The following is a 24,853-nucleotide window of genomic DNA, read 5'->3' on the forward strand; positions in this document are numbered from 1 at the left end:
CACTTCATGTGACTGGTGGGGCAGAGCCAGTACATGATGGCCTGGCGGCTGCCGTCGTCACGCCGACTGTGGCCTGTCCGTCACTGTGTGACTGGATCGAAGGCCCAGAGATCCACTGGGAGCCCGGGGGTGTATGTGTGGAGTGTCAACGGCTGGTTCTCGCCGTGAGCGTCCAAGTACAGACGCTCGTCGGGTGCGGTGTGGTTACTCAAGAACATCGTCGTCTCGTTGAACGTGGCACACCACAGATAGCCGTCGTCGTTGGGGCGGAAGGTATTCAGCGTGACCCTGTTGCCGTCCTGCGGCAGTGTCTGAGTCGCCGTCGCGTTGACGTACTTGCCGCCGTAGGCCAGGTAATAGCAGTGGTCATCGCCGGTTTTGTCCGCGTAGATCGTGATGAACCCTTCGTTTCCCTCCTCGGTGTCGTAGCGCACGTCCACCGAGGTGTCCTCTTCGGTGCGGCCGTCCGCCACGGTCATCATCAGGGGTGGGGTGGACTCCTTGAGGAGGATCTCGTCGACTCTCGTCGCCTCGGTGGCGGGGTCCTGGAGGAACCAACGCTGGGAGCCCGAGTTGTCGAAGTCGCGAGCCATCAGAGCCTCACCGCTGTTCAGAGAGGTGAGCAACTGGTGGCTGACCATGTTCTCCAGGATCCATGTGCCGTCGCCCTGGTCAACGGGGCGCCAGAGCTGGTCGGTCTCTTCGTTCGGGTTCAGTACGATCCGCGCGTCGCGGGCACCGTCCGGCTGTCCCAGGTAGCTGTTGCCGTCGACGGCGACCAGGCGGTAGTAGCCGGGGAACTCGGGTACCGCATCCAGGCTGAAGGTCTGCATCGGTACATCGGCCCGGTTGAGGGGCTCGTCGGTGACCTGGGAGGTGTAGCCGCCGTAGGTGGCCACGTTCGTGGTCTTGGCGTTGCGGAGCACAGCCCGTGCCGGCAGCTTCTTCACCGGTCGCGGCCTGTCGCTCGGGGGTTCCGGCAGGTTGCCGATCTCGAACAGGACGGGATAGTGGTCCGACCTGACTTCTTCGTCGACCCGGGCTATGCCGGTGGCCTGGGGCGCGTTGGCGCCGGACGGGGCGACCGCGTAGTCGAGGACTCTCGGCGTGGTGGTCAGCGGCTCCGCGGGCTCTGGATCCAAGGGGTCCGGAACATAGGGTTCAGGGTCCGGCACGGTCGGATGGGTCGGCTGCCCGAGGGACGGGGCCATCACCTGCCACTGTCCAGGTGCGTCCTGGGCGAGTCGGTCGTACAGGGAGTTCCGGGCGCCAGGATGTGGGAGGCGATTGTAGTCGCCGAGCGCCACCCAGGGCAGCGGCGTGTTGTTGGGGCCTGCGGTGGCCATCCGGGTCCAGATGTTGGCCAGCAGTTCGGGGGCGTCGTTGCCGGTCCCCGACCACCCGTGCACCGTGAAGTAGACGACGCCGTCGACGCGGACGCCGAGCGCGGGCCGGCTCGTGGCACCGTACCTGTCGGCGGTTCCCTGCACCACATAGACGTCGTCCTGGTCGACCGGCCTGGAGGTTGCGATGGCCAGGTTGACGCGGTTGACCCCAACGGTGGAGGTGTCCGTGTGCAGCCAGTACAGATATGCCGCCGGTCGGCTGCGCGTCCCGCTGATGCGGTACTGCCGGACCGGGGGGTATATGTGATTGCCCACGTAGTCGAGCCCTCGGCTGAACTGCGTCTGCTGGATGTCGTGCTCCTGTCCCAGCCATCTGTCGCCTGTTTCGCCTCCGGGCGGAGAGCCTGCTTCTTGCAGAAGCACGATGTCGGCCTGGTATCGCTCCATCATGCCGAGTACTCCCGCGTCGTACTTGGATTCGTACTCGCCGACGTCGTTGGTGGTGCCTGCGCCCTGCATGTTCCAAGTGATCACCTTGCGGCGGTTCTGTTCACGGGGGTCGATCTCGCCGCCGGTGTCGCGCAGGAACAACGAGTGCTGTTTACCGAGGTCGAGGGTTGCCACTCCCTGGCCCTGGAAGTCCAGCGTCTCCCGGCCGGTCCAGTCGGCAATCGCCTGGCCGTCCTGGCTCAGAGGCAGGAACTCGCCGGGGTGCGTGCCGTCGGAGCCGAACTGGAACGCGACACCGGGCCGCGTGCCGTACGGCGCGTACGGCTCGAAGGGCCCGTTCGGGGTGGTCTGCTTGATCAACGTGTTGTTGTAGAAAACGTTCTGCGGACCGGAGGAACCAGCCCATTTGCCGGCCTTGGGGCCGGCCGCCCACCAGACCGGGTACCAGGTCCCGTCGTCGATCTCGCCGCCTTCCCCGCCGCAGTTGGTCTGGCAGCTCGCCGAACGGTGGTCGTAGGGAATGCGTACCGTGTTCTGCTCGAACAGGTTGCTGTGTTCCCAACCGCCGTGCAGGTTCAGGTCCGAGTCGAGGTCGTTACGGAAGGCGACGTTTCCGCTGGCCGACCACTGGAAGGTGAAGTGGCGCAGGTTGCGGCTGAGGTTGTAGGCCCACAGCGAGTCCCAGACCCGGCTGCCGCGCAAGTAGCCGTTGCCGCCCTTGCCCTTGTTCCATGCACCGTCGAAGCTGTTGCGCTCGATCTGCAGGTTGCGCGCCACCTCGGTGACGATCGGGTGCGAGCCGGTCATCGTGGCCCTGAGCCCTCGCGCCCAGCTGTTGGCGGCCCACTTGAACACGATGCCGTGCATCGCGTACTCCGGGGCCATGTTGCCATAGTTGTTCTTGGCCTGGTCGGGGCTCAGAGAGTAGGTCTCCTGGCCGCCGATCTTGGGCAGGCCGTTCATGTCCTGAGTGAAGGCGAAGTCCTCGAACCCCACTCCTTCGACGGTCTTCAGCGGGGTGATCTTGCTGGGGTACGGATTGCCGCTGCCGTTCAGCGGTTCGGAGCCGTCCGATTCGGAGTTGACCGGCAGGTCCCATTCAAGCGGCTCGTCCAGCGTGATCGTCTTGGTGGTGGCGTCGATGTGGGTGACCCGGAACATCTGCTGACGCATGTGGAGCGCCTCGATCATGCTCGGGTCGGTGATGCCCTGCTGTGCGTAGAACTTCTTGCTGTTGGCCGCCCCCACCCAGACGTAGCCGCCCAGTTTGAACTTGTCCGTGTCGGCCTTCGGGTCCAGCCGCACCACGTTGGCGCCGCGGCGGCCCGAGAAGCCCGGAGCGTCGGGCAGTGAGGCCAGCTTGAAGCCGGAGACCCAGTGCTGGTTGACGCTGCCCTCGAAGAGGTCCTTACGACCGGGAAGCGGCGGGAGCACCTCCCATTCGTCCTGGTACCGTGCCGCCACATCCCGGGTCTGGACCCGGAACATCCCTCGTCCCGGCCATATCCAGCCGCCGTTGCCCATGTCGGGTGCGTTGCCGGCCGTCATGCTTTCCTGGTCCCAGCGGCCGTTGACCGTCTGGTCGTAGCGTGTGCTGAGGTCGGGGCGGAACACCACCTTCGTGCCCCCGTCGTCGGAGCCCATGCCCTTGATGGTCAGGAAGTTGGCGTCGACGTAGATCTGGCGGGATATGTCGACCCGCCCGTACGGCAACTCGATGAGTGAGAGCCGGTGGAAGTTCGCGTTCGGGGAGCACCTGCTCTTGACGTCGTCGATCGCCTTCTGCAGCCCGGCGGTGTCGTCGACGCCGTCGTCCCCGATCACCTTGTAGGTGGAGGCGAGTTCGTCCCTGGTGATGCGGCAGGAGGCATCGCTGGTCAGGTCCCCGCTGCCCGGAAGCTCCAGGCCGCCGCGATATCCCGTCCGCGACCAGTCGGGCAGGCCGGCGCGGGGGACGGTGCGGTTCGTCTGGCTCAGGTCCGGTCCGCTGGCTCCGGGTCCAGCCGTTGGCGCGGCCTGCGCGGGAGCGGTCATGGGTGCCGCGGGGGCAAGCGCCGACGCCGCGGGAGTGAATGCCGGAGTCAGGAGGGACAACAGCAGGCCGGGCAGAAGACTCGTCGCTGTTCGGCTGTGTTTCACGTAACCTCGATATGTAGCGTCATCGTTGTATCCGTGTCTGCGCGGGGGAAACGGGGGTGGCCCCTACACCCGGCGACCGTTGTCGGAGACTGGTGTGTCTTCGAGGCAGTGAGTCGCTGGGGAGGGGCCACTGGAGAGTGAGGCTCCGTGCGGTGCTGGGGAGCTGACAGCGCGGCCGCGTCCTCTCGTTCTCGCCAGAAGGCGATTGAGGTCGTCTGCGCCCGCGTCCGTCAAGGCTCACGTCCTCGTAGTCGGGCGGCTGCTTTGCTACGCGCTCCGTCCGGCTGCCTGAAGTCGGTCCCCTGGCCCCATCACCACTGCGGAGCCGGGGGCTTGGGCATGGCCGCGAAGTCGTAGACCTCCTTCCACAGGACGCCGTTCTGTCCCCCGCCCGTGCCGTTGATGACGTAGTAGAGATGGGTTCCGGCGATCACGGCCAGCGGGGTCTTGCCGTACGTGTTGGCGAAGGAGTTCTCTTCGTAGTACCCGCTCCACCCACCGTCCCGCGAAATGATGTAGCTGCCGATCGTGTTGTCGCGGTCCTCGGTCAGGCTGATCACGCCGTATCCGTTGCGGGAAAGCGCGACGGACGGACCGCTTCTGGTGTAGCCGGAGGTGCCCGAGGCGTACACCTTGAACGGGTTCGTCCACGTGGATGTCCCGTACCTCTGCCGCGACACGTAGATGTTGTTGTCGGTGCCGGTGAAGGCCAGCACGATCTGGTTCCAGGGTGCGGGGTCGTTTCCGGTGTCCACCTGGGCGGCCAGCGCCGGCGCGTCCTTGCTCAGCGCACCCGGAATCACGCGGGGCGAGGTGTAGGTGGCGGCCTCACCGTTGTAGTACGTCGTCCAGATGGCGTCGTTGGACTGGCTGTTCCAAGCGAGCATGAACGAGTTGTTGGGCAGCGCGGCCGCCCCCACGGGCAGGGTGGCGCTTGTTCGGGTGTCGTTGGGGATCTTGGTCGGGTCGGGCAGGTCGCCGGGCAGCTGGTAGCTCGAGTCGAGCTGGACGCGGTGCTGGTAGACGTGGCCTTCCGTACCAGTGTGGAAGATCCTGAAGTTCCCGCGGCCCCCGTCGTCGGTCCAGATCACCTTCGGCGGTGTCCAGGTCTGCGCGAACGTGCCGGCCCCCGCGGGCAGCCGGTAGGAAGGGCCGTTGTTCAACGCAATGTAGATGTAGTCGTTGCTGGCGCCGCGCCAGGCGTGCAGGATGTTGCCGCGCTCGTCGCGTGCCTCGCCCGGGGTGGACCTACTGGTGATCGCCCCGCCCCCATAGGTCACCGGCTTCCAGTCGCTGCCTTCGCCGGGAAACCCCCAGACCGCGGCCGAAGGGCCGTCGGCCGCGACCGAGGCTTCACCGGCCATAGCGGGCACAGCCGCTCCCGGGACCGCGGCGGACGCGGCTACGAGCGCCACTGCCGCCAACCGGAACCTCATCGATGTGTTGCGCACTCTTCCTCCGTAGGGCCTCGCGAACATGGATGGCCACCGCAGATCACAGCTGCTTACGTGCCACGAGTGCCGAGAACGGTGCCGAGCCCACGGCGGCGAGGCGGCCGCAGGCATCAGCACCTCCGTGACCTACCGGCCAGGGAAGTCACTCACTCACGCATCAGCGTCTGCTGCCCCCGTTGCCACGACGGTTGCTGATGGTCCGTCACAGTGTTGACAATGTAGGCATGTCGGTTGTGACGTGGTGGTCATCACATGGCCCCTTACCGGGGCTTGCGAGCCCCTCAGGGCGTGTCGGCCCTGGCCGGCTGGAGAGCCCGTCAGGCGGGGTCGAACCTGTCTGACGGGGGCAACGCCCTCCTCGGACGACCTCTACGGTTCGGTGCGGGACGGGCATGCGCCGGCCGGTCGGCGAGGACCGGCCCATGCCTGGTCACTGACCGATGGTCTCGCTGGCGTATTCCCACAAACGGTCCGCGGCCTGCGGGTCGAGAGCATGGGGGGCTACACCGCCCACGTGCTGCTCGTCGTCGGTGGCGACCGTTTCCGCCTGCTGATTGTCTTCGAAGTAGCGCCCGGTGACACCGTTGACCAGGGGTGACCCGGCCAGCAGCGCGGAGGTCGCGGCGCCCTGGGCCGGTGTTTTGTAGTAGGGCTGCTCGATAATCTTCCCGTCGTCGTCCATCGCACCCAGGGCCTTCATGGTCTCGTCATCGATGTGACGCTGGAGGTTGGTGCTGATCCAGCCGGGGTTGAGTGCGTTGGCGGTAATGCCGTCGGCGGCCCACCGGCGTGCGCCCACGGTGAACAGGACATCGGCGGTCTTGGACTGCGCGTAGGCCGCCCAGCGGTCGTACGGCCGACGTACGAAGTGCGGGTCCTCGAAGTCGAACGCCGCGTTGCGGTGCGCGCCTGAGCTTACGACGACGATGCGGGCGGCGCCGGCCGCGCGCAGGTTGGTGTGCAGTCCCAGGGCGAGTGCGAAGTGGCCGAGATAGTTGGTCGCCAGCTGGAGTTCCCAGCCCTCGGCGGTCACGTGCCGTTGCGGGAGGGCCATGATGCCGGCGTTGGCCACGAGGACATCGAGCGGCCCCTGCCATCCCCGGGTGAAGGCGGCCACCGAGGAGAGGTCTGCGAGGTCGAGCGCCTCCGCCCGCACCGCGCCCGGCCCGGGCATGGCGGCGAAGTCCCGGACGAGGGGTTCGGCCGTCGCGGGATCGCGGGTGGCGACGGTGACCTCCGCACCGGCGGCGGCCAGGGCCCGGACCGTCTCGACACCGATTCCGGAAGCACCGCCGGTGACGATCATGCGCCGGCCGGCCAGGTCTACTCCGTCGAGGACCTCGGTGGCGGTGGCGTGGGAATGGAAGGGAGTGGTGAGGCGAGTCGCGTGGTTCACGATCGGTTCTTTTCTGTTGGGCGGGCAATGCTCACGCAACCAAGATACGAAGACACTTTCGGAGTCTCTATAATGAACAGTCCAGAAAACTTGCTCAACCATCCAGAACGGAGTGTTGATGGATCCGCTGGAAGACGTCCTCGCACTTCTCGACACGCGAAGCCACCTGTCGTCGAGCCTGGTGGCCGGCGGCAGGTGGGCGGTGCACTTCGAGGCTCCGGATGGCGTGAAGTTCAACGCAGTCCGCCGCGGTTCCTGCCGCCTCGACGTGGAGGGCGCCGGTGAGCCGGTTCAGCTGGCCGAGGGAGATTGCTACCTTCTCACTCAGGCGCGCGCGTTCACGCTGTCGAGCGACGCCGAGGCGGTGCCGGTGGATGCCGGCCAGGTGTTTGCGGCCGCCGAGAACGGCGTCGCGCGTACCGGAGAGGGGGAGGACGTCCTCCTCGTCGGTGGTCGTTTCTCGTTTGGTGACCGGGCGCATGCTCTCCTGCTCGACACGCTTCCCCCGGTCATCCACATACCGGCCGGCTCCGAGGAAGCCGGCACCCTCCAGTGGGCGCTCGGACAGATCGACCAGGAGCTGCGGCAGCGCCCCATGGCGTCGACGCTGGTGGCACAGCATCTTGCGGTTGTCATGCTCGTCCACGTACTGCGCCTGTACTTCGCCCGCGCGCCGCAGGCCTTGTCCGGTTGGCCGGCCGGGCTCGCGGACCCGGTCGTGGCCACGGCTCTGACGTCGATGCACACCGCGCCCGGCCATCCCTGGACCGTTGCAGAGTTGGCGCGGACAGGCGCGGTCTCCCGTTCGACCCTGGCGGCGCGGTTCAAGGACACAGTCGGCCAGGGGCCACTGGACTACCTCACTCATTGGCGCATCGAACTGGCTTCCAAGCGCCTGCGCGGGGGTACCGACACACTGGCCACGATCGCGCGAGCCGTCGGTTACGGATCGGAGAGCGCTCTCAGCTCCGCTTTCAGACGGGTCACCGGCATCTCGCCGCGCGCGTACCGCAACGAGCACAGGTCAGCCCGGCTGTCAGGACAGTGAGGGGTTCTGGTTCCATCCCAGGTGGAGGACGGCCACGTCGTCGACCAGCCCTCCGTACGGTGCCGCCATCGACGTGGCGCCGGCCACCAGCGCGTCGACGAATTCCTGTGAGCCCAGGTGGGCGTGCCGGGTGGCCAGTCGAAGGAGGCCCTCCTCGCCGAGCCTCGCGGAGCGTTCGGTCCTTCCTTCGAAGAGGCCATCGGTGAAAAGGACGACGCTGTCGTGCGGCGCGAGTTCCATCTCAGTCACCGACCAGTCCCCCAGCCCCGGGAAGAGCCCCAGGGCCATCCCGGTCCGGGGCGGTTCGACCCATCGGACTTGTCCTGACCGCCGGTGGAGCATACCGGGATGCCCTGCGTTGACCACGGTGGCCGACGTTGCTTCGGGCGGGAACACGAGCGAAACAACCGTTGCGTACGTGTCGTCGTCCGACCGTTCTGCGGTCAGGATCCTTTCGAGGACTTCCAACTGTGCGAGCTGCGTCGTTCCGCACAGGACGGCCGTCCGCCAGGCGACCCGCAGCTGGACGGCCAGGGCTGCCTCCGCGGGTCCGTGCCCGGAAACGTCACCCAGAATGACGTGGACCCTCGAGTCCTCCGTCTGGACCACGTCGTAGAAGTCGCCGCTGAGGAGAGCGTGGGACCGGCCCGGCTCGTAGCGTGAGACCGCAGTGAAGCCGTCGCCCCGAAGCGTCGGCGCGGGCAGCAGGCCGCGCTCCAGCGAGATGCTGTCATAGGAAAGAACCGAGCCGGTCTCCACTCGGAACCGCTCCATGTGCTGTCGCTCCATCGCCAGCCGGACGGTCTGGCCGAGTGTCCTGCGGTCGGCACGTTCCGGGTCCGGGCGGCCGGGGCCTGGTCTCCAGACCGCAGCAGGCGGCATGGCCGATACGGCGTCGTGGGCGACGACCACCACCGGAACGTCTGAGGCGAGTTGCCGAACCCGGGCGGCGACCTCTGCCGGCTTTACTCCTGAGTGGGAGCGGCCCACGAGCACGCACATCGGCGCACGGCGCAGGGCCAGGAGAGGCGCCGCCTCGGCAGTCGTTCTGCACCAGATCCAGACATCGGCGAGCTCGCGCGGCAGCATGCGCCGGACAGCGGACGCCTCTTCCTCGTCCTCCGAAATCAGGAGCAGGGTGGAGCCGAGTCCACGAGGGCCGGGGAACCTCACGTCGCCGACTGAGAACACGCTCCTCATATCAAGGCTTCCGCGGTCGGACTGCGGTGGCGATGTCGCGGGTCCTCGCCCAGACAGTCGTCACGCCGAGCTCCTGGACACAGCGCACCGGCACCGCTGCGTGGCGCAGAATGGCCGGTATCCGTGGGTCGCCCGACAGGACCAGGCCGTAGAGCTCGCGCAGGTCGGCACGTATGGCGTCCTTGCCAAGACGGTGCAGCAACTGGGTACCGAACCCGCTGTTCTGCCAGGCGTCCTCCACGAGGAGTGCCGCCTCAGCATGGTCCCCATCCGGCATCAGGTGCGCCATGGCGATGAAACGGCTGGAGGTGTCCCGCACGGCCAGATGGACTGAACCCGGGCGGCCCAACAGTGTGTGCAGGTACAAGCGGGGATCCCCCATGGGCCGGTGGTAGCGGCGCCACAAGGTGTATGTGGAGCACCTGGTGTGCATGGAGGCAGCTCGCTCTACATCAGCGACCCCAATACGGACCATCCGGGCACTATCTCTCATTCCTGCATCTCCAAAGGGCCGGTTTCCAGCCGGTACGTCCCGGCCAGCCTCAAGACCGGATCACGGTTGAAGTTGTGACATCGAAGCGGTCACCCCGGCGACATGTCAGGAATCTTGTGGGTCAAACCTGTCACAGAACCCCACGCTGGCAGGTCAATGAAGCGGAAGCGGTCATCACAACCGTGGCGTTCAGTGGCAGACCCCCATCAATCCCACCTTTCGGCAGAGCACCGACCGAGGTGTCTGCGTGTGCTCACACCGCTGAGCGGCAGCACTCGGAGGAACGGAGACAGCAGGACATGCACCTCGAGACGTCCCCTGCGGACAGCACCTTGGACGAGGCCGTTTCTGTCTTCGTGGAGCTCCGTCCGCGGCTCTTCGGCATCGCGTACCGCGTGCTCGGCAGTGTGGTCGAAGCCGAGGACGTGGTACAGGAAGTCTGGCTACGGTGGCAGAAGACCGACCGTTCAGCGGTCAACAGTCCGATAGCGTTCCTGTCCAGCACCACGACCCGGCTGGCCCTCAACGTGGCGCAGTCGGCCCGGGTTCGCCGGGAAAGCTACATCGGTCCGTGGCTGCCCGAACCCGTCGACACGAGCAACGATCTCGAACTGGGTGCGGAACGTGAGGAAGACCTGGCGATCGCACTGCTCCTGGTACTGCAGAAGCTGACGCCCGTGGAACGGGCTGCTTACGTCCTGCGTGAGGCGTTCGACTACGCATACGCCGACATCGCAGAGATCCTCCAGGTGAGCCTGGTCAACGTCCGGAAGATCGTGAGCAGAGCCCGCAAGCATCTTTGTGCGGATCAGCAGGCGACCGTCGGAGCGGAGGAGCACCGGCAGCTCCTCGACGCCTTCCTGTCGGCGGCCCGGACAGGAAACACCGCCCGGCTGGAGGCCGTTCTCATACCTGAGGCCGTCAGGACGTCCGAGGGCGGCGGCAGATCTCGCGCTGCCGGTAGGCGCGCCCGCAGAACCCTGAGTCCGAACGGAGCTGCCGGGTTCGCCGGCTCGTGTTCCCACCCCGTGGCAGCCGCCACAGTCTGAGACACGTGCACGGCCACGCGGGGAGCAGTCGGACCGCCCGCCGGGAGGAAATCCGTCGGGCGGTCGAGCCACTGGCAACGCGTGCGGTTCACGGGTTTGCAGTAGAGGGCTGGTTCCAGGAACGGAGCTTGTCAGGGTTGAGGACGACCCATACCTGTACGACTCGGTGAGCAGCGATGTCAAGACTGATGACGGCGACCACTTGTTGGTCGTAGCGCATCACGAGACCGGTCCGTCCGTTGACCGACTGGGACCGTAGGGTTGTACGTGAGCCAGAGTCCAGCAACCCCAGGAGGCAGCGGGCGACCCGCTCCGTGCCGTGTACCGGCTTGATCATTGCCCGGATCTTGCCACCGCCGTCGAAGAACGCCGTTACATCGGGCGCCATCAGTGACGCCAGGAGCGCCTCGTCCTGCGTCACACAAGCCCGGCGTATCCTAACGGCCACTGCGTCGTGTTCCGCGGCGGTCGTGGGCCGCGCACGGCGGGCACGCAGACTGTCCCGAGCCCGCAGGGTCAGTTCGGCAACCTCGGGCTCCGACTGCCCCACGACGTCGGCAACTGTGCCCGGTTCCATACCGAAGACGCCGTTGAGCACGAACGCCGCCCGCTCTTGCGGGGAGAGGGAGTCCAGCGCATTGAGCAGTACCTCACTGATCTCCTCCTCCAGTGCGCTCGGCTCCGCGGTCCCGGCCGTCCGGCCGCCTCCCGCAGAGGCCGAGCGCTCCGGCATGGCCAACCGTGCCAGGCAGATGCCACCGGCCGCCTTCGCCAGCCATGCTCGCGGAGCGACGATGCCCGCCCGCTCGGCATCGGACAGCTGGTACCACTGCCGGTAGGTCTCGTCGATCACGCTCTCGGCCGCACTACTGCTGCCCAGCATCCAGTACGCGACATCCAGCAGGTGCTTCCGCTCATCGAGCAACTCGGAAATCGGCACCGCATCATCGGAATGGTCCATGCGGCTTCCCTCCTCTCGCCCCGGCATCGCGTCACACGGCCCGAGCGGCAGTCATTCAGACGGTCTGGTTCAAATGTGCTGCGGTCTACAGAGTTCCCCCTAGGCACGACGGCAGCATGCATTGTCTCCTCCATCCGACATACGGAACTGCCAGAGTGCCATCGCTCCAGTGAGGAATAACTCGTCACAGTATGGGTTCACGTCGCACTCGCCTCCTCTGTCGGCTCGACAGCTAGACCGGGCGGACGGAGATGTTGTGACATCGCTGTTCCGGCGCGGGGTGAGCCTGCCTTACACCTCTTCGTCGCCCCGGGCTCACGAGCTTGCGCAGCTCTGTGCTATTCCTCGGACCGGTGCCGTAGCCACTCCGCTCGACATCCGATCCCCTGGCCGAGGCCGGTCACCAGCCAGGGTCTCCTCCTTCGAGCCAGCACGGGCTGAAGCTGATCGCGGACCTCACGCGGGACGGCGCCCACCTCAGCCACCACGAACCATGCCTTGCCTCGGCGCGCTCCGGCGGCCTCCACTCCCAGCCGGCTGAGTGAGGGCAAGGGCGCTGCTCCACCAGCTGGCTGCAGCCTGCCGGTCGTCGCTTCGGCGGAACCTGTCACAGATCCCACGGCTGCCCTGTCAGTTCCTCGGTGGTGTGCGTGGCGCCTACGCGCACCTGTTCAGCGAGGAAGGGAAACAGACATGTCAACGGCACGCGATCACGGCGATGTCTACGCAGACCCGGCCGGCGCCAGCGTCTCCCTGGCCGCCGAGGCTGCCCTGCTCGAGGCCCGCCTAAGCATGCTGAGCGACGCCCTCCACGAGGTGGATACGCGTATCAGGGTGGTAAAGGACAGCCTGCACAAACTGCGTCATTCGGCTCCCGGTGCGGACGGTAGGGAGCGCATGCATTCGTAGTGCATCACTCGTCTCGTGCCTGCCGGTACCGCGGGCACAAGCCTGTACTCAGCCTGCTGTGCAGCAGGATGGCATTTCCGGGTTTCGGGACTCGCAGCAACAGCTCCGATGCCTGGGCGGAACGCGGCGGGGAAGCCATAGGTGAGCGGAAGACATCGCCGCCAGGCACCGCCAGGCGTACGACGCCGGACTCACCATCGGTCGAGGGCCGACCGCGGTGGTTCAAGCACTGGGCCGTCCTCAGCATTCCGCCCAGGTCACGAGCCGACGAAGGAGACCGTCTCTTCAAGCCGCGCCCGGCCCGTACGTGGGTGGCTGATCGTCAGGTCCTCGTATCCGATGGACATTCCGCAGAAGAGGAGGAGCTCGTCCGGAGGCGAAAGGATCTCCGCGACGGACGTGCGGTACTTCGCCCACGCCATCTGCGCACAACTGTGCAGCCCTTCGGCGCGCAGCAGCAGCATGACGGTCTGCAGGAACATCCCGACGTCGGACCACTGGGCAGGTCCGAGATCGCGGTCGATGTAGCAGAACAGGGCGACAGGGGCGCCAAAGCACTCCCAGTTCGCGGTGGCGGCCCTCTGGCGGGCCTCCCAGTCCTCGCGCGCGATCCCGAGTGAGCCGTAGCGCTGGGCGCCGAACTCGGACCGCCGCTCACGATACGGGGACTTCAGGGTGGCCGGATACTGCACGTACTCCGGCTCGTCCCACGGTTCGCCTGCGGCTATGCGCTCGCGCACGTGCTTCTTCAGTTCGGACAAGGGCTCGCCTGTCAGCACATAGGCATGCCATGGCTGGAGGTTCGACGCGGACGGCGTCCAGGCGGCGGCGGACACGACGCGCTGGAGCGCCTCCCTCGGAACTTCACGGTCGGTGAAACCGCGCACTGCTCGTCGGCTGGTGACCGCTTCATAGACGTCCAAGATCGCCTACTCCCTACATTGTTGGCAAACCGAGGCACTCACGGCACGGGCGACCGTACCAGCCGAAGACACTGTGCGTGTACTTACCACCAAGGTATTCACACTATTTGAGCCATCATGCAGAAGGCCCCCTCCGGACGCGTGAACGGCGCCTGAAGGGGGCTCTGAAACCTTGCTGGTGGTCAGCCCTTGGAGAAGCGGCCCGCCTGGGCAAGGATCAGTTCACGGTCGTCGACCGGCGGATAGATCCACAGTGTGTTGATGTTCTCCTTGAGCGTCTTCGCCTCGGGGCCGGTCGCCACCACCTGGCGGTCCCAGCCGGCCGTGGTCAGGGCGCCGGCAGGACCGAGGTCCAGACAGTTGGAGTAGGGGTCCGGGGTAAAAGGAATCGGAGTGCTGCCGAGCAGTTCGGCCACGACGTTGTGTCCCGCGTACTTCCCCATCGGCAGGGCATGCTGGCAGCTCTGGACCGTGCTTCGGCCCTCGTCTGCCGGGCCGCGCGCCGTGTCGCCGGCGGCGTAGACGTCGTCGACGCCGGTCACCCGCAGGTACTCGTCCACGGTCAGCCGGCCCCACCGGTCACGCTCGCCGGGGATCTGCGACGTAAGCGGGCTGGCAGCCATGCCCGCCGTCCATACGACGGTCGCTGCCTGGATCACTTCACCGTCCGACAGTGTGACGCCCTCCGTCGTGACCGATGCCACGGTCCGCTCCAGCCGCCGTTCGATCTTCAGCTCGTCGATGACGCTGTCAATCTGCGGACGGGGACCGGGACCGAGCTCAGGACCGACGACGTCGGCCCGGTCGACGAGCACGACGCGGACGCCCTCCGCAGGATCGCTCTGGGCGTCGGAGACGGTACGCAGGCGCTCGACCAGGGCGGTGGCGATCTCCAGACCGGTGAACCCGGCTCCGACCACGACGGCCGTGTACTGGCCCGGTGAGGAGGTGCGTTCGGGCAGCCGCCGCAGATGGGCATCGAGCCGTGCCGCCGCGGGCAGGGTGTCGACGTCGAAGACCTCTTGAGAGCCGGGGAAGTCGGGACGTACCAGCTGACTGCCGCTGGCCAGAACGAGCCGTTCGTATGGCAGGTCGAGGTTCTCACCCGTCCGGTCGACGGCTCGGACAGTGTGCGCTTCCGTGTCGATGCCGGTCACCGTCGCCGCCACCCGGCGCACACCGATCGGCCCGAGGACGCGGTCCAGCGGCACGCGCATCGTCTCCGGAGCGTCCTCGTACAGACGGGGACGGACGACGAGGTCGTCACCACCGTTCACCAGCGTCACCCGCACTTGCTCACCGGCCTCACCGGCCTCGCGGGCGGCTCGCACGGCGCCCGCTGCGCTCCACACGCCGGCGAAGCCTCCGCCGATGATCACGATGTCTTTCATATACATCTCCCTCAAGAACCGAGTGATGAACAGCACGCTGGGCGCCCGACGATGAACCGGGGCGCTGGTCGAAGTGGCGATCGCCTGACCGGACGCAATTTCTGGATAGTAGATATCCAGGATCTTCAACGTCAAGATTTCTGTGCTGCGCCGCCGGTGGAACGCTCTGAAACCCGGACATGTAGTGTCCGTAATATGCGAATGGCCAAAGGGGTCGAGTGGGCCCTGCACACGCTTCTCAACCTGGACATGATCGGCGGGGGGCCCGCAGGCAGCGCGCAACTCGCTGCAGCGCACGACCTTTCCGCCTCTTACCTCAACAAGCAGTTGCAGCAGTTGACGCGTGCCGGACTTCTGAGCTCCGTCCCGGGGCCACGGGGAGGCTTCAGGCTGGCCAAACCGCTCGAGGACATCACGTTGCTCGACGTGGTGGAAGCCATCGAGGGCACGGCGCGTGCCTTCAACTGCACCGAGATCCGGTCCTGCGGACGGATCGGCGCACTGTCACCGCCGCCCACGGGAACATGCGCTGTGAACGCGGCGATGCGGCGCGCTGAGCAGGCGTGGCACCAGGCCCTGGCCGCCCAAACCCTCGCCGAGATCAGAGCCGAACTGGTCAGCATCCCGCAGACCCGTCACGTCGTCCGGTCCGCCTTCGACTGAGCCGCACTCTCCGGTCCGGTGCACGGCCGCATGACTCAAGCGCGGACGGACGCACCCCAGTGCGCTTCCAGAGCCGCCGCCACCTCAGCCGGCCGCTGGAGCACGGTCCAGTGGTTGCAGTCCAGTTCGATGACCTTGGCCGCATGCAGAGCGTCACCCAGCTTCCGGCCGAACTCGGCCTGGCACGCTGGATCAAGCGCACCCCAGAACACCATGCACGGCGCCGACACCTGGGAGAGTCCAGGTTCCCACTCCGCCCCCACAGTCAGGGCGGAACGGTAGAGCTTGAGGATGCTGTCCTTCATCGGGGCATCGACCCGGACAGCTGTCCTGGCCGCCGGTCCGGCGGGCACGTCGAAGCCTTCCGTCAGATCGCGCGCGAAGGACGCTGCCTCCAGTCGATCCATGTATCGACCGCCTTCAACCGGGTCCTGCCAGATCCTGGCGAGCGGATGCCAGACGTACTCGGAGCTGACAGGGCCGTTCCCTCCGGCCCAGGTGCGGACCAGATCCGGCCGCACCGAGGCCACACGGGCGGTGAGAATGCATCCCCAGTCGTGGCCGACCAGGTCGACCGGCTCACCGATTCGCTCCAGCCGCTCGACGAGCCAGTCGACATACTCCTCCTTGCTGGAGCCGAATCCGGCCGGTCTCGGCGCGCCGAAGCCGGGCAGGTCCCATGCCTCGACATCACTCCGGGACAAATACTGACGAACGGGGTCCCACAGATGGTGGGTGTCGGGTACGCCATGGATGAGAACTGCGGGCATGGGGACGAGTTCCTTCGTGGAGGAAGAACCACGGAAGCATCATGCAACCATGTGGCGGAGCGTCGCACTTGACCGTACAGCGAGAGGCAACACTTTGTCACACTGTGATGTAAGTGGGTGGCGGCCTTGAACCATGGTCCGACGTCACATGGATCAGGGCGTCCGGTGCAGCAACCCTGATGGTCCGAGCAGCCGACCGCACAATCAGGAGTCTGTGATGAAGGAAGTGACCGTGACAGGCATGCGAGGAAAACTCGCCGTCGTCACCGGAGCAAGCGACGGGGTCGGCCTGGGGCTTGCCACGCGGCTCGCGGCCGCCGGCGCCGAACTGATCCTTCCGGTGCGCAACGAGGCCAAGGGTGCCGCGGCTGTCGCCCGTATCCGTGCGGCGGAGCCGGCCGCCAAGGTCACCACCCGTGCCCTCGACCTGGCTTCCCTGGCCTCTGTTGAGAAACTGGCCGCCGTGCTGGAGGCTGAGGGAAGGGCCATCCATCTCCTGGTCAACAACGCCGGGGTGATGGCCCCGCCGACCAGGCATACGACGGCGGACGGATATGAGCTGCAGTTCGGCACCAACCACCTGGGGCACATGGCGCTCACGGGACGGCTGTTGCCACTGCTGCGGGCCGGAGAAGCCCGTGTGACCACTGTGACCAGCAGCGCCGCGCGTAGCGGCAAGCCGGTCTGGGACGACCTCCAGAGCAGCCGTCGGTACTCTCCGGTGCGCGCGTACAGTCTCTCCAAACTGGCCAATCTGCTGTTCGCACTGGAACTGGACCGACGCAGCACGGCGGGCGAATGGGGCATCGTCAGCAACGCCGCGCATCCCGGCACGACGCTGACCAATCTCTACGCCTCCGGGCCCAGCCTGGGCAGGGCCCGGCCCGCGCCGCACGAGGCTGTGGTGAAACGGCTCGCGCGCTGGGGCTTGTTCGTGCAGTCCGTGGACAAGGGACTGCTTCCGATCCTCCACGCGGCCACGAGTCCGGGAGCAGGCGGCGGGCAGTTGTACGGCCCCGACGGTCTGGGCCAGTTCACTGGAGGCCCCACCCGGCTCGCGATCTACAGATCAGCCCGCAGCGAGGCGACCGCGGCCCGGCTCTGGCAGGTCTCCGAACGGCTCACGGGCGTCGCGTTCCCTGCCGTCTGATACGGCCAGGACGAAAAGGACTTCGGACAGTGGACACAGGAGACCGTGCCGCACTGGCGGCGTTTCTCAGAGCCCGTCGCGACGCCCTCCAGCCGGAGGACGTCGGCCTGCCCCGGGGACGCCGACGGCGCACCGGAGGCCTGCGCCGCGAGGAGGTGGCGGCGCTGTGCGACATGTCGGCGGACTACTACAGCAGGCTGGAGCAACCGAGAGGGCCGCATCCGTCCGAACAGATGCTGGCCGCGATCGCACGCGGCATGCGCCTCTCCCTGGAGGAGCGGGATCACCTGTTCCGGCTCGGCGGGCACGTTGCTCCACGCAGGATCCGGCGCGCCGACCACATCAATCCCGGCATGATGCGCATCCTCGAGCGGCTGGAGGACACCCCCGCACAAGTGGTCAACCACCTCGGCGAAACGCTCAGGCAGACCCGGACGGCGGTGGCTCTGCTGGGGGACGAGCGGGCTTTCACCGGCTGGAACCGCAGCCTGCACTATCGCTGGTTCACCCAGCCCGCATCACGGCTGATCCGCCCCGAGAGCGACCGTGCGGAGCACAGCCGTCTCCTGGTCGCGGATCTGCATGGCGCGTACGCGCGTGACGGCAGGGACTCACGCGCGGGGGAACTCGTCGAGGAGCTGCGGACCGCCAGTGCCGAGTTCGCGGCCCTGTGGGACGGGCATCCGGTGTTGGGTTCTTCCTGTGCTCCGAAGCGTTTCCAGCACCCGCAGGTCGGCTTGCTCGAACTGCACTGTCAGACGTTGGTCGACCCCGATCAGGCGCAGCGGCTGCTGGTCTTCACCGCGGTACCCGGCACGGAGAGCCACGTGAATCTCCGGCTGCTGTCGGTGCTTGGAGAAGATGCGCGCCCCTGAGGCTGAAGCAGCACTGGGCACTGGGCGCCTGCCCGCTCGGTCCGTGTGGTGCCCGCCTCGGTCAGCACCTCGACGTGCTGACCGAGGCTGGCCTGCCGGAGAGGCCGCGCTCAGCCCTGCCCGCTGTCACACATCCGCCGTCTGCTCGGTCAGGAGGAGGTAACCACTACTCGGCCAGGAGGACGTCATGGAACCGCGTCTCAACTTCTTCGGCAACCCCTTCGCGGGCAAGGTGCTGAAGCACATCAACTCGGCGGCCAAGGTCGCCTCGGATTCGGGCGTGCCCACGGCGACGCAGGAACTCGTGAAGATCCGCGCCAGCCAGATCAACGGCTGCGGCTTCTGCACCGACATGCACACCAAGGACGCCGCTGCGGCCGGTGAGACGCAGCAGCGGCTGAACCTGGTCGCTGCATGGCGGGAGGCCACGGTCTTCACCGACGCTGAGCGTGCCGCGCTGGAACTGTCCGAGCAGGGCACCCGTATCGCAGATGCGGCCGGCGGTGTCACGGACGAGGCCTGGGCGAACGCGGCCAAGTACTACGACGAGGACCAGCTCATCGCGCTCCTCTCGCTCATCGCCATCATCAACGCATACAACCGCATCAACGTGATCAACCAGCAGCCCGCCGGCAGCTACCAGCCCGGTCAGTTCGGCTGACGAAGCCGTCCGGCCCGCCCGGACACAGACGGTCCGTCTCCACGTCACCCCGGCCTCCGGCGAGGAGACGGACTCGCAACACCGTGTGTGACATGCCACCGTTGCGTGGGCCGGAACCGATGCCAGAGGCCTGTACATTGTTCGATGCATCATGAACATCGAATAACGTTGGGATGGCCAGGCCCCGTTGCGGGATCTGTGACTGGCGACCGGTTCCGGGTCGGTGTGACGGCAGCGAGCCGAGGGAGCAGCCACCTGTAGGGCACGCGCCCCGCCGGTCGGCGGGCGAACGGCAGGTCGCGCCAGACGGTCCGGTCCGAGGACGGCCTTCCCTCACCTCTCTCCACAACCCAAGGATCCGCACCACCATGCAGGCAACCGCACACATCGGCGTGACCGGGCTCGGCGTGATGGGCCGCAACTTGGCCCGCAACTTCGCCCGCCACGGCTACACCGTCGCTGTCCACAATCGTTCTGCGTTCCGTACCCGGGCGCTCACCGAGGAGTTCGGTCACGAGGGGGCCTTCGTCCCCGCGCGGACCGCCGAGGAGTTCGTCGCGGCACTGGAGCGGCCCCGCCGGCTGATAATCATGGTGCAGGCGGGGGCGGCCACCGACGCTGTCATCGAGGAGTTCGCCCCTCTCCTGGAACCGGGAGACATGATCGTCGACGGGGGCAACGCCCACTTCGCGGACACTCGCCGTCGTGAGGCCGTCCTCAAGGAGCGCGGTATCCACTTCGTCGGCACCGGAATCTCCGGTGGCGAAGAAGGCGCGCTCAACGGCCCGTCGATCATGGTCGGCGGCTCCGCGGAGGCGTATGCCGTCCTCGGTCCGATGCTGGAGGACATCAGCGCGAAGGTCGACGGCGAGCCGTGCTGTGCGCACATCGGCAGCGACGGCGCCGGGCACTTCGTGAAGATGGTGCACAACGGCATCGAATACGCCGACATGCAGTTGCTCGCCGAGGCCTACGACCTGCTGCGACAGGTCGCCGGCTACTCCCCCGGCGAGATCGCGGACGTTTTCCGCACCTGGAACAGCGGACGGCTCGACTCCTACCTGGTCCAGATCAGCGCGGAGGTCCTCGCTCACACCGACGCGCACACCGGCGGTCCGTTCGTGGACGTGGTCGCCGACGCGGCGGGCCAGAAGGGCACCGGCCGCTGGACCGTGCAGACAGCGCTGGACCTGGCCGCGCCGGTGACGGCCATCGCACAGGCCACCTTCGCCCGGGCCGCTTCCGGACGCCGCGCCCTGCGCGCGGCCTACCGCGGACTGCCGGGCGGCGTCACGGTACCGCTGAGTGGTACGGAGGCGGCCAGGTTCGCCTCCCGGGTCGAGAGTGCCCTGTACGCGTCGAAGGTCATCGCCTACGACCAGGGCTGGACGATGATCCAGAGCGCGGCCGCCGAGTACGGCTGGGACATCGACCTCGCGACAGTCGCCCGGATCTGGCGTGACGGCTGCATCATCCGTGCCGCGTTCCTCGACCGTGTCCGCGCCGCGTACACCGCCGACCCGGCCATGAGCAGCCTGCTCGTCGAGAAGGGCTTCGCCGAGGAGATTGCCCAGGCGCAGGTGCCGTGGCGCGAGACCATCGCGTCCGCCACCCGTCGTGGCATCCCCGTCCCGGCCTTCTCAGCGGCCCTGGCCTCGTACGACACCCTGCGGGCAGAGCACCTGCCGACCGCACTCATCCAGGGGCAGCGCGACTTCTTCGGTGCGCATACCTACGGACGCGTCGACCGCTCCGGCACGTTCCACACCCACTGGGGGGAGTCCGAGCGTCCGGAGACCCGGACCGGTGAGTCGCCCACAGGAAAGGAAGGCTAGCCATGTCCTATCCGGAACAGGTCTACCGGGGCGACGACGGCGAGGTCAGCGCCGGTTTCCGGCCTGCGGGCACCGGGCCGGACGTGGGTGAGACGGGCAAGGACGCAATCCACTACCTGGCGACCACGACCACCACCCGCGGCGAGTTCGGCCTCTACCGGGTCGAGATGAGCGCGAAGGCCGGCGGCCCCAGGACCCACTTCCACAAGACCATCTCGGAGTCCTTCTACATCCTGGAGGGCACCGTCCGCCTCTACGACGGCGAGCGGTGGGTCGACGCGGGCAAGGGCGACTTCCTGCATGTACCGCAGGGCGGGCTGCATGCGTTCCGCAACGACTCCGACGCCCCGGCCGAGATGCTGCTGCTCTTCACTCCCGGCGCGCCCCGCGAGGAGTACTTCGAGCAGGTGTCGCAGCTGGCCCACGCCTCGGACGAGGAACGCTCGAGGTTCTTCGACAAGCACGACTCGTACTTCGTGGACTGACCCGGCCGCCTGCAGAAGGGATTTCATCGTGCCGCACGACCTTCCAGCCGTCCTGGATGCCGGCCCCTCGGACGGGGTGGATCCCGACGAGTTCGTCAGGGCCGCCATGCGGTGGCACTTCGACCCCGAGACCGGTTCCCCGTACTGGCTGAGCCGGGCCGGACGGCTCGGCTTCGACCCGCGTCAGGACGTCCGCGGGGTGGACGACCTGGCGCTCTTCCCCGACCTGACGGACGAGCTGCGGAACGTGCGGGTGACGGACCTGGTCCCCCGGGGCTACGGGCCCGGGGCCCGTGTCCTCAACGTATTCGACAGCGGTGGAACGACCGGCGCCCCCAAACGAGTAGTTCAGCTCGAGGACTGGATGCGGCACAGCTCCGAGCAGGTGGACCGCCGGCTGAGGGCGCACGGTCTGCCCGTCGGTGCCCACTGGCTGACCGTCGCGCCCACCGGCCCGCACCTGGTGGGCGACGTGCTGCAGCGCGCGGCAGCCGGTCTCGGGGCCCCGGGACTGAGCATCGACATGGACCCCCGGTGGGTGAGGGGACTCGTCGCTGCGGGCCGGGCCGACGAGGCCGAGGCCTACACCGACCACCTCGTCGAGCAGTGCCGGCGCATCCTGCTCACCCAGGACATCGGCGTCCTCGCGGCCACCACCCCGCTTCTGGAGCGGTTTGCCCGCGAGGACGACCTGGTGGAGGTGATCAACAGCAAGGTCGACGCGATCGTCTGGGGCGGTACGCACATGGATCCCGACACCCGCGATCTGCTGAGCACCGAGGTCTTCCCGGACGTGCGGCTGATCGGCATGTACGGCAACACGATGATGCTCACCGCGCTGATCGAGCGGGTCGGCCTGTCGGCGTCCGACCCTTGTGTCTTCGACCCGGTCTCGCCATATGTCTTCCTGTCGGTCCTGGACCCGGTCACCGGGGAGAAGGTGGAGGTCGGCGAGCGGGGGCAGGTCGTGGTCAGCCATGTCAGCAAGTCGATGCTCGTACCCAACAACGCCGAGCGGGACCTCGCGCTGCGGGTCCGGCCGGTCGAGGGGCACGCGGGCGACGCCGTCGCGGACGTCGCCCCGGTGCCGAAGGTTGGGGGCGAAGCGGTGATTGAGGGCGTGTACTGATGGCGGGCCTGCCGGACGGCTGTGTGCCGCACCTGGACGCGCTGGGTCCCCGGGGCGCCTACCGGACCCGCGTTCCTCAGGCGGTGACGGATGTGACGGGCGCCGAGGTGGCACGGCTGAGTCTGGTGCCCCCGGTGTTCGTCACACGGGCTCTGGCCGCCCTGCGCAGGGCCAAGCCGGTTCCGGCCGCCGGCCTCGACGCGATGCTGGCCGCGGCGGCCCACGCGTTCGCCTCGGACACGGCAGGCGGTCTGGGCGTGCGGGAGTACGAGTCACTCGTGAGCCGCACCTCGGGCACCCCGCTGCCGGTGGTGCGGGCTTCGACAGAGGGGACGGCGCGATTCGTGCGCCGGGCCCGTTCGTCCGCCGAGCAGGGCAGGCCGGTGGGTGCTGTCACCGATCGCCGCGATGCGGCCGTCCGCCAGGGCGGCGCCGTCTGGGCGCGGCGCGGGGACGTGTTCGCCGTGAACGCATCCGGTAACCATCCTGGCGTCCACCGGCTGTGGCTGGAGGCGCTGGCGCTGGGCTACCGTGTCGCCGTCCGCCCGTCCCGGCGGGAGCCGTTCACCCCGCACCGGCTGGTCGCGGCCCTGCGCGGGGCCGGTATGCCCGACGACCGGCTCGTGCTGCTGCCCACCGACCACGCCGGCGCCGATGCCCTGGTGCGCGGTGCCGACCGCGCCGTGGTGTACGGCGGCGACGACGTCGTGGCCCGGTACGCGCACGACCCGCGAGTCCTTCCGCAGGGGCCGGGCCGGACCAAGATCCTGATCACCGCGGACACGGACTGGCGCGAGTATCTGGACGTGATCGTCGCTTCGGTCGCCGACGAGGGCGGCACCGCGTGCGTCAACGCCACCGCGGTGCTTGTCGAGGGCGACCCCGTGCCGCTGGCCAAGGCCCTCGCGGCCCGTCTGTCCGCGCTGCCCGGCCTGCCTCCGCAGGACGAGCGTGCGGTACTTCCCGTGCAGCCGCTGGAGCGGGCCCGTGCCCTGAGCTCCCACCTGCGTGCCGTGGCCGAGGGGACGCAGGCGCTGCTGGGTGGGGAGGGAATCGCCGAGGACCTCGGGGACGGCAGCGCTGTGCTCCGGCCGGCCGTCCACCTGGTCTCCCGTGCGGATGCCGTACAGCTGCGGACCGAACTGCCCTTCCCCTGTGTGTGGGTGGCTCCGTGGAGCCGGGCGGACGGCATCGCTCCGCTGCGTGACACGCTGGTCCTGTCGGCCCTGACCAGTGACGGCACGCTGGTCGACAAGCTGCTGGCCGAACCCACCATCGCCAACGTGTATCTCGGCGGGTATCCGACCTACTGGATGGCACCGGGGGTACCTCACGACGGCTATCTGTCCGACTTCCTGATGCGCGGCAAGGCCGTCATAGGCTCCCTGTGACGGCCCTGCCGGGCGGTTTCAGTGCGGCATCAGCAGCATGACGGCTGTCCCCAGGGCCATCGATCCCTCCCAGAAGTGGGCGTAGGGATGCCGTGTCCCCGAGGCACCGGTGCCGTGCATCCCAGGGGGCCTCGGGGTGCGCAGCGCCGGCATGTCCCGGGTCAGTGACCACAGCGCGTACGCCAGCAGGAACAGGGCCAGCGTCGCGGCGACGGCGTCGCCGGCCGTCGTCTCCTCGGCGTGGTGGCCCGAACCGGCGGCGTGGTGTGCCGCCGAGAGCCCGCCGGCGAGTGTCTCGTGCGACGAAGCCGCCATGGAGTGGGACATCCACGCCATCGCTGCCATGCCGGCCGCGTGGGGCAGCCGTCTGGCGATCGTGCCCGGTCGGGAGTCCCGCGCGGACAGCAGGAACCACAGGGCGGCCGCCGCGAAGAAGGCTGTTTGCGGCGGCTCCGGGAGGACACGTCCCCAGCTCCACGGCATCACCGCCATGGCCAGGGCCATGGCGGTGTGCAGAAGGTGGTCGAGGCGCTCGCGCCACGCCGAGCCCTTGGACAGCACGGTCCGCCGCAGGCCATGGACCGCGGCGGCGGCGAACAGGACGCTCAGCATCCCGTACACGGTGTCAATGGCACTCATGACCTTCGCGCCTCACGCAGCCTGTACGGGCAGCCTCGCGCGTCAGGCGGCGGGCCGGGGGGCGCGCAGGTGTGTGCGCTGCGCCAGCTCCTCCTCGCTGACCAGCTCCAGCATGGGCTTGCCGGGCGCACACATCATGGTCACCACGAACCGGGTCCGCGCGTCCGTCAGCGCGTTGCCGTCCTGGTAGTGGATGACGTCGCCGCCGGGCTCCCAGAACGTGCCTCCGGCTTCGACGACGCGCTCGGGCTCGCCTTCCAGCTCGAAGCGGACCGCGCCCTCGATGACGTAGCCGAAGGCCGGGCCGGAGTGGCGGTGCGGAGGGGTACCCGGGTCGCCCGGCTCCCACTCGACCTCGATGGTCATCGCCGAGGCGCCTTCGGGAACGCTGATCGGGGAGGCGTCCTGCAGCATCCTGGCCGCGGTCATCCAGCTCGCCCCCTCCTCGTGCTCGCCGGCTCCGTGGGTGTGAGCTGCGTGGTTCTCGGACACTGTG

Annotated in this window: 21 protein-coding genes; 10 read left to right on the forward strand and 11 right to left on the reverse strand. The window is 67.9% G+C overall.

The genetic code is table 11. The features are described from left to right. Nucleotides 1–80 precede the first annotated feature (80 nt). From ACFW01_RS12075 to ACFW01_RS12085, 3 genes are all read right to left on the reverse strand, one after another. Entirely contained in the window at nt 81–3,830 is a 3,750-nt protein-coding gene (locus tag ACFW01_RS12075) for an RICIN domain-containing protein (RefSeq protein WP_384503271.1), read from the reverse strand. Between the two features lie 416 nt (nt 3,831–4,246). Beyond that, nucleotides 4,247–5,299 (reverse strand): hypothetical protein, encoded by a 1,053-nt coding sequence (locus ACFW01_RS12080; protein WP_376650199.1) that lies wholly within the window; start codon nt 5,297–5,299, stop codon nt 4,247–4,249. Between the two features lie 520 nt (nt 5,300–5,819). Beyond that, nucleotides 5,820–6,695 carry an SDR family NAD(P)-dependent oxidoreductase gene (locus ACFW01_RS12085; RefSeq protein WP_376650211.1) on the reverse strand — a complete coding sequence of 292 codons (876 nt, stop codon included), beginning with the start codon at nt 6,693–6,695 and terminating at the stop codon, nt 5,820–5,822. A 208-nt stretch (nt 6,696–6,903) separates the two neighbouring features. On the opposite strand from ACFW01_RS12085, the gene ACFW01_RS12090 reads away from it, so the two are divergent. After that, nucleotides 6,904–7,833: an AraC family transcriptional regulator gene (locus tag ACFW01_RS12090; protein WP_376650200.1), complete on the forward strand. Its 930-nt coding sequence runs from the start codon at nt 6,904–6,906 to the stop codon at nt 7,831–7,833. Here ACFW01_RS12090 and ACFW01_RS12095 read toward each other — a convergent pair. Together ACFW01_RS12095 and ACFW01_RS12100 are read right to left on the reverse strand one after the other, a co-directional pair. Beyond that, nucleotides 7,822–9,033: a PP2C family protein-serine/threonine phosphatase gene (locus ACFW01_RS12095; protein WP_376650201.1), complete on the reverse strand. Its 1,212-nt coding sequence runs from the start codon at nt 9,031–9,033 to the stop codon at nt 7,822–7,824. The two genes, ACFW01_RS12090 and ACFW01_RS12095, sit on opposite strands and share 12 nt — an antisense overlap. A 1-nt stretch (nt 9,034) precedes the next feature. Continuing rightward, entirely contained in the window at nt 9,035–9,352 is a 318-nt protein-coding gene (locus ACFW01_RS12100) for a hypothetical protein (RefSeq protein WP_384503274.1), read from the reverse strand. A 473-nt stretch (nt 9,353–9,825) separates the two neighbouring features. Here ACFW01_RS12100 and ACFW01_RS12105 point away from each other — a divergent pair, with 473 nt between their 5' ends. Further along, nucleotides 9,826–10,575 carry a sigma-70 family RNA polymerase sigma factor gene (locus ACFW01_RS12105; RefSeq protein WP_376650203.1) on the forward strand — a complete coding sequence of 250 codons (750 nt, stop codon included), beginning with the start codon at nt 9,826–9,828 and terminating at the stop codon, nt 10,573–10,575. An 88-nt stretch (nt 10,576–10,663) separates the two neighbouring features. Here ACFW01_RS12105 and ACFW01_RS12110 read toward each other — a convergent pair whose 3' ends face one another. The 3 genes from ACFW01_RS12110 to ACFW01_RS12120 all read right to left on the reverse strand — a co-directional run bounded on the left by ACFW01_RS12110 (nt 10,664) and on the right by ACFW01_RS12120 (nt 14,990). Continuing rightward, complete coding sequence (locus ACFW01_RS12110; protein ID WP_376650204.1) at nt 10,664–11,536, reverse strand: RNA polymerase subunit sigma; 873 nt, start codon at nt 11,534–11,536, stop codon at nt 10,664–10,666. A gap of 1,166 nt (nt 11,537–12,702) precedes the next feature. Next, complete coding sequence (locus ACFW01_RS12115; protein WP_376650205.1) at nt 12,703–13,368, reverse strand: nitroreductase; 666 nt, start codon at nt 13,366–13,368, stop codon at nt 12,703–12,705. A gap of 182 nt (nt 13,369–13,550) precedes the next feature. After that, complete coding sequence (locus tag ACFW01_RS12120) at nt 13,551–14,990, reverse strand: NAD(P)/FAD-dependent oxidoreductase (RefSeq protein ID WP_384503277.1); 1,440 nt, start codon at nt 14,988–14,990, stop codon at nt 13,551–13,553. Here ACFW01_RS12120 and ACFW01_RS12125 point away from each other — a divergent pair. Beyond that, nucleotides 14,955–15,422, forward strand: a complete 468-nt coding sequence (locus tag ACFW01_RS12125) for an Rrf2 family transcriptional regulator (RefSeq protein ID WP_186779640.1) — start codon at nt 14,955–14,957, stop codon at nt 15,420–15,422. The two genes, ACFW01_RS12120 and ACFW01_RS12125, sit on opposite strands and share 36 nt — an antisense overlap. A gap of 35 nt (nt 15,423–15,457) precedes the next feature. Here ACFW01_RS12125 and ACFW01_RS12130 read toward each other — a convergent pair whose 3' ends face one another. Next, nucleotides 15,458–16,192, reverse strand: a complete 735-nt coding sequence (locus tag ACFW01_RS12130; protein WP_384503279.1) for an alpha/beta fold hydrolase — start codon at nt 16,190–16,192, stop codon at nt 15,458–15,460. A 217-nt stretch (nt 16,193–16,409) separates the two neighbouring features. On the opposite strand from ACFW01_RS12130, the gene ACFW01_RS12135 reads away from it, so the two are divergent. The 7 genes from ACFW01_RS12135 to ACFW01_RS12165 all read left to right on the forward strand — a co-directional run bounded on the left by ACFW01_RS12135 (nt 16,410) and on the right by ACFW01_RS12165 (nt 23,718). Then, nucleotides 16,410–17,342, forward strand: a complete 933-nt coding sequence (locus ACFW01_RS12135) for an SDR family oxidoreductase (RefSeq protein WP_384503281.1) — start codon at nt 16,410–16,412, stop codon at nt 17,340–17,342. Between the two features lie 29 nt (nt 17,343–17,371). Then, complete coding sequence (locus ACFW01_RS12140) at nt 17,372–18,217, forward strand: helix-turn-helix transcriptional regulator (RefSeq protein ID WP_384503283.1); 846 nt, start codon at nt 17,372–17,374, stop codon at nt 18,215–18,217. A 187-nt stretch (nt 18,218–18,404) separates the two neighbouring features. Then, nucleotides 18,405–18,878 (forward strand): carboxymuconolactone decarboxylase family protein, encoded by a 474-nt coding sequence (locus ACFW01_RS12145; protein WP_365980924.1) that lies wholly within the window; start codon nt 18,405–18,407, stop codon nt 18,876–18,878. Between the two features lie 368 nt (nt 18,879–19,246). After that, nucleotides 19,247–20,713 (forward strand): NADP-dependent phosphogluconate dehydrogenase, encoded by a 1,467-nt coding sequence (gndA, locus tag ACFW01_RS12150; RefSeq protein WP_384503285.1) that lies wholly within the window; start codon nt 19,247–19,249, stop codon nt 20,711–20,713. 2 nt (nt 20,714–20,715) lie between these two features. Next, nucleotides 20,716–21,198: a cupin domain-containing protein gene (locus ACFW01_RS12155; protein WP_186779646.1), complete on the forward strand. Its 483-nt coding sequence runs from the start codon at nt 20,716–20,718 to the stop codon at nt 21,196–21,198. A 28-nt stretch (nt 21,199–21,226) separates the two neighbouring features. Further along, nucleotides 21,227–22,327: a phenazine antibiotic biosynthesis protein gene (locus ACFW01_RS12160; protein ID WP_186779647.1), complete on the forward strand. Its 1,101-nt coding sequence runs from the start codon at nt 21,227–21,229 to the stop codon at nt 22,325–22,327. Further along, a complete protein-coding gene (locus ACFW01_RS12165; protein WP_186779648.1) occupies nt 22,327–23,718 on the forward strand; it encodes an aldehyde dehydrogenase family protein in 1,392 nt (463 codons plus the stop codon). Before ACFW01_RS12160 ends, ACFW01_RS12165 begins: the two co-directional genes overlap by 1 nt. An 18-nt stretch (nt 23,719–23,736) precedes the next feature. Here the strand turns inward: ACFW01_RS12165 and ACFW01_RS12170 are convergent, their stop codons facing one another. Both ACFW01_RS12170 and ACFW01_RS12175 read right to left on the reverse strand, forming a co-directional pair. Beyond that, the gene (locus ACFW01_RS12170) at nt 23,737–24,357 is read right to left on the reverse strand and encodes a DUF5134 domain-containing protein (protein ID WP_186779649.1); all 621 of its coding nucleotides are present in this window, start codon (nt 24,355–24,357) and stop codon (nt 23,737–23,739) included. Between the two features lie 42 nt (nt 24,358–24,399). Next, nucleotides 24,400–24,849, reverse strand: a complete 450-nt coding sequence (locus tag ACFW01_RS12175; RefSeq protein ID WP_186779650.1) for a cupin domain-containing protein — start codon at nt 24,847–24,849, stop codon at nt 24,400–24,402. Nucleotides 24,850–24,853 lie beyond the last annotated feature (4 nt).

The organism is Streptomyces sp. NPDC058985 (assembly GCF_042740985.1).
Classification (GTDB): domain Bacteria; phylum Actinomycetota; class Actinomycetes; order Streptomycetales; family Streptomycetaceae; genus Streptomyces.

Coding starts and splice junctions, on each gene's coding strand:
- ACFW01_RS12075 (WP_384503271.1), bottom strand. CDS start 3,830: ATGACCGCTCCCGCGCAGGCCGCGCCAACGGCTGGACCCGGAGCCAGC.
- ACFW01_RS12080 (WP_376650199.1), bottom strand. CDS start 5,299: ATGGCCGGTGAAGCCTCGGTCGCGGCCGACGGCCCTTCGGCCGCGGTC.
- ACFW01_RS12085 (WP_376650211.1), bottom strand. CDS start 6,695: ATGATCGTCACCGGCGGTGCTTCCGGAATCGGTGTCGAGACGGTCCGG.
- ACFW01_RS12090 (WP_376650200.1), top strand. CDS start 6,904: ATGGATCCGCTGGAAGACGTCCTCGCACTTCTCGACACGCGAAGCCAC.
- ACFW01_RS12095 (WP_376650201.1), bottom strand. CDS start 9,033: ATGAGGAGCGTGTTCTCAGTCGGCGACGTGAGGTTCCCCGGCCCTCGT.
- ACFW01_RS12105 (WP_376650203.1), top strand. CDS start 9,826: ATGCACCTCGAGACGTCCCCTGCGGACAGCACCTTGGACGAGGCCGTT.
- ACFW01_RS12110 (WP_376650204.1), bottom strand. CDS start 11,536: ATGGACCATTCCGATGATGCGGTGCCGATTTCCGAGTTGCTCGATGAG.
- ACFW01_RS12125 (WP_186779640.1), top strand. CDS start 14,955: ATGCGAATGGCCAAAGGGGTCGAGTGGGCCCTGCACACGCTTCTCAAC.
- ACFW01_RS12130 (WP_384503279.1), bottom strand. CDS start 16,192: ATGCCCGCAGTTCTCATCCATGGCGTACCCGACACCCACCATCTGTGG.
- ACFW01_RS12135 (WP_384503281.1), top strand. CDS start 16,410: ATGAAGGAAGTGACCGTGACAGGCATGCGAGGAAAACTCGCCGTCGTC.
- ACFW01_RS12145 (WP_365980924.1), top strand. CDS start 18,405: ATGGAACCGCGTCTCAACTTCTTCGGCAACCCCTTCGCGGGCAAGGTG.
- gndA (WP_384503285.1), top strand. CDS start 19,247: ATGCAGGCAACCGCACACATCGGCGTGACCGGGCTCGGCGTGATGGGC.
- ACFW01_RS12155 (WP_186779646.1), top strand. CDS start 20,716: ATGTCCTATCCGGAACAGGTCTACCGGGGCGACGACGGCGAGGTCAGC.
- ACFW01_RS12165 (WP_186779648.1), top strand. CDS start 22,327: ATGGCGGGCCTGCCGGACGGCTGTGTGCCGCACCTGGACGCGCTGGGT.
- ACFW01_RS12170 (WP_186779649.1), bottom strand. CDS start 24,357: ATGAGTGCCATTGACACCGTGTACGGGATGCTGAGCGTCCTGTTCGCC.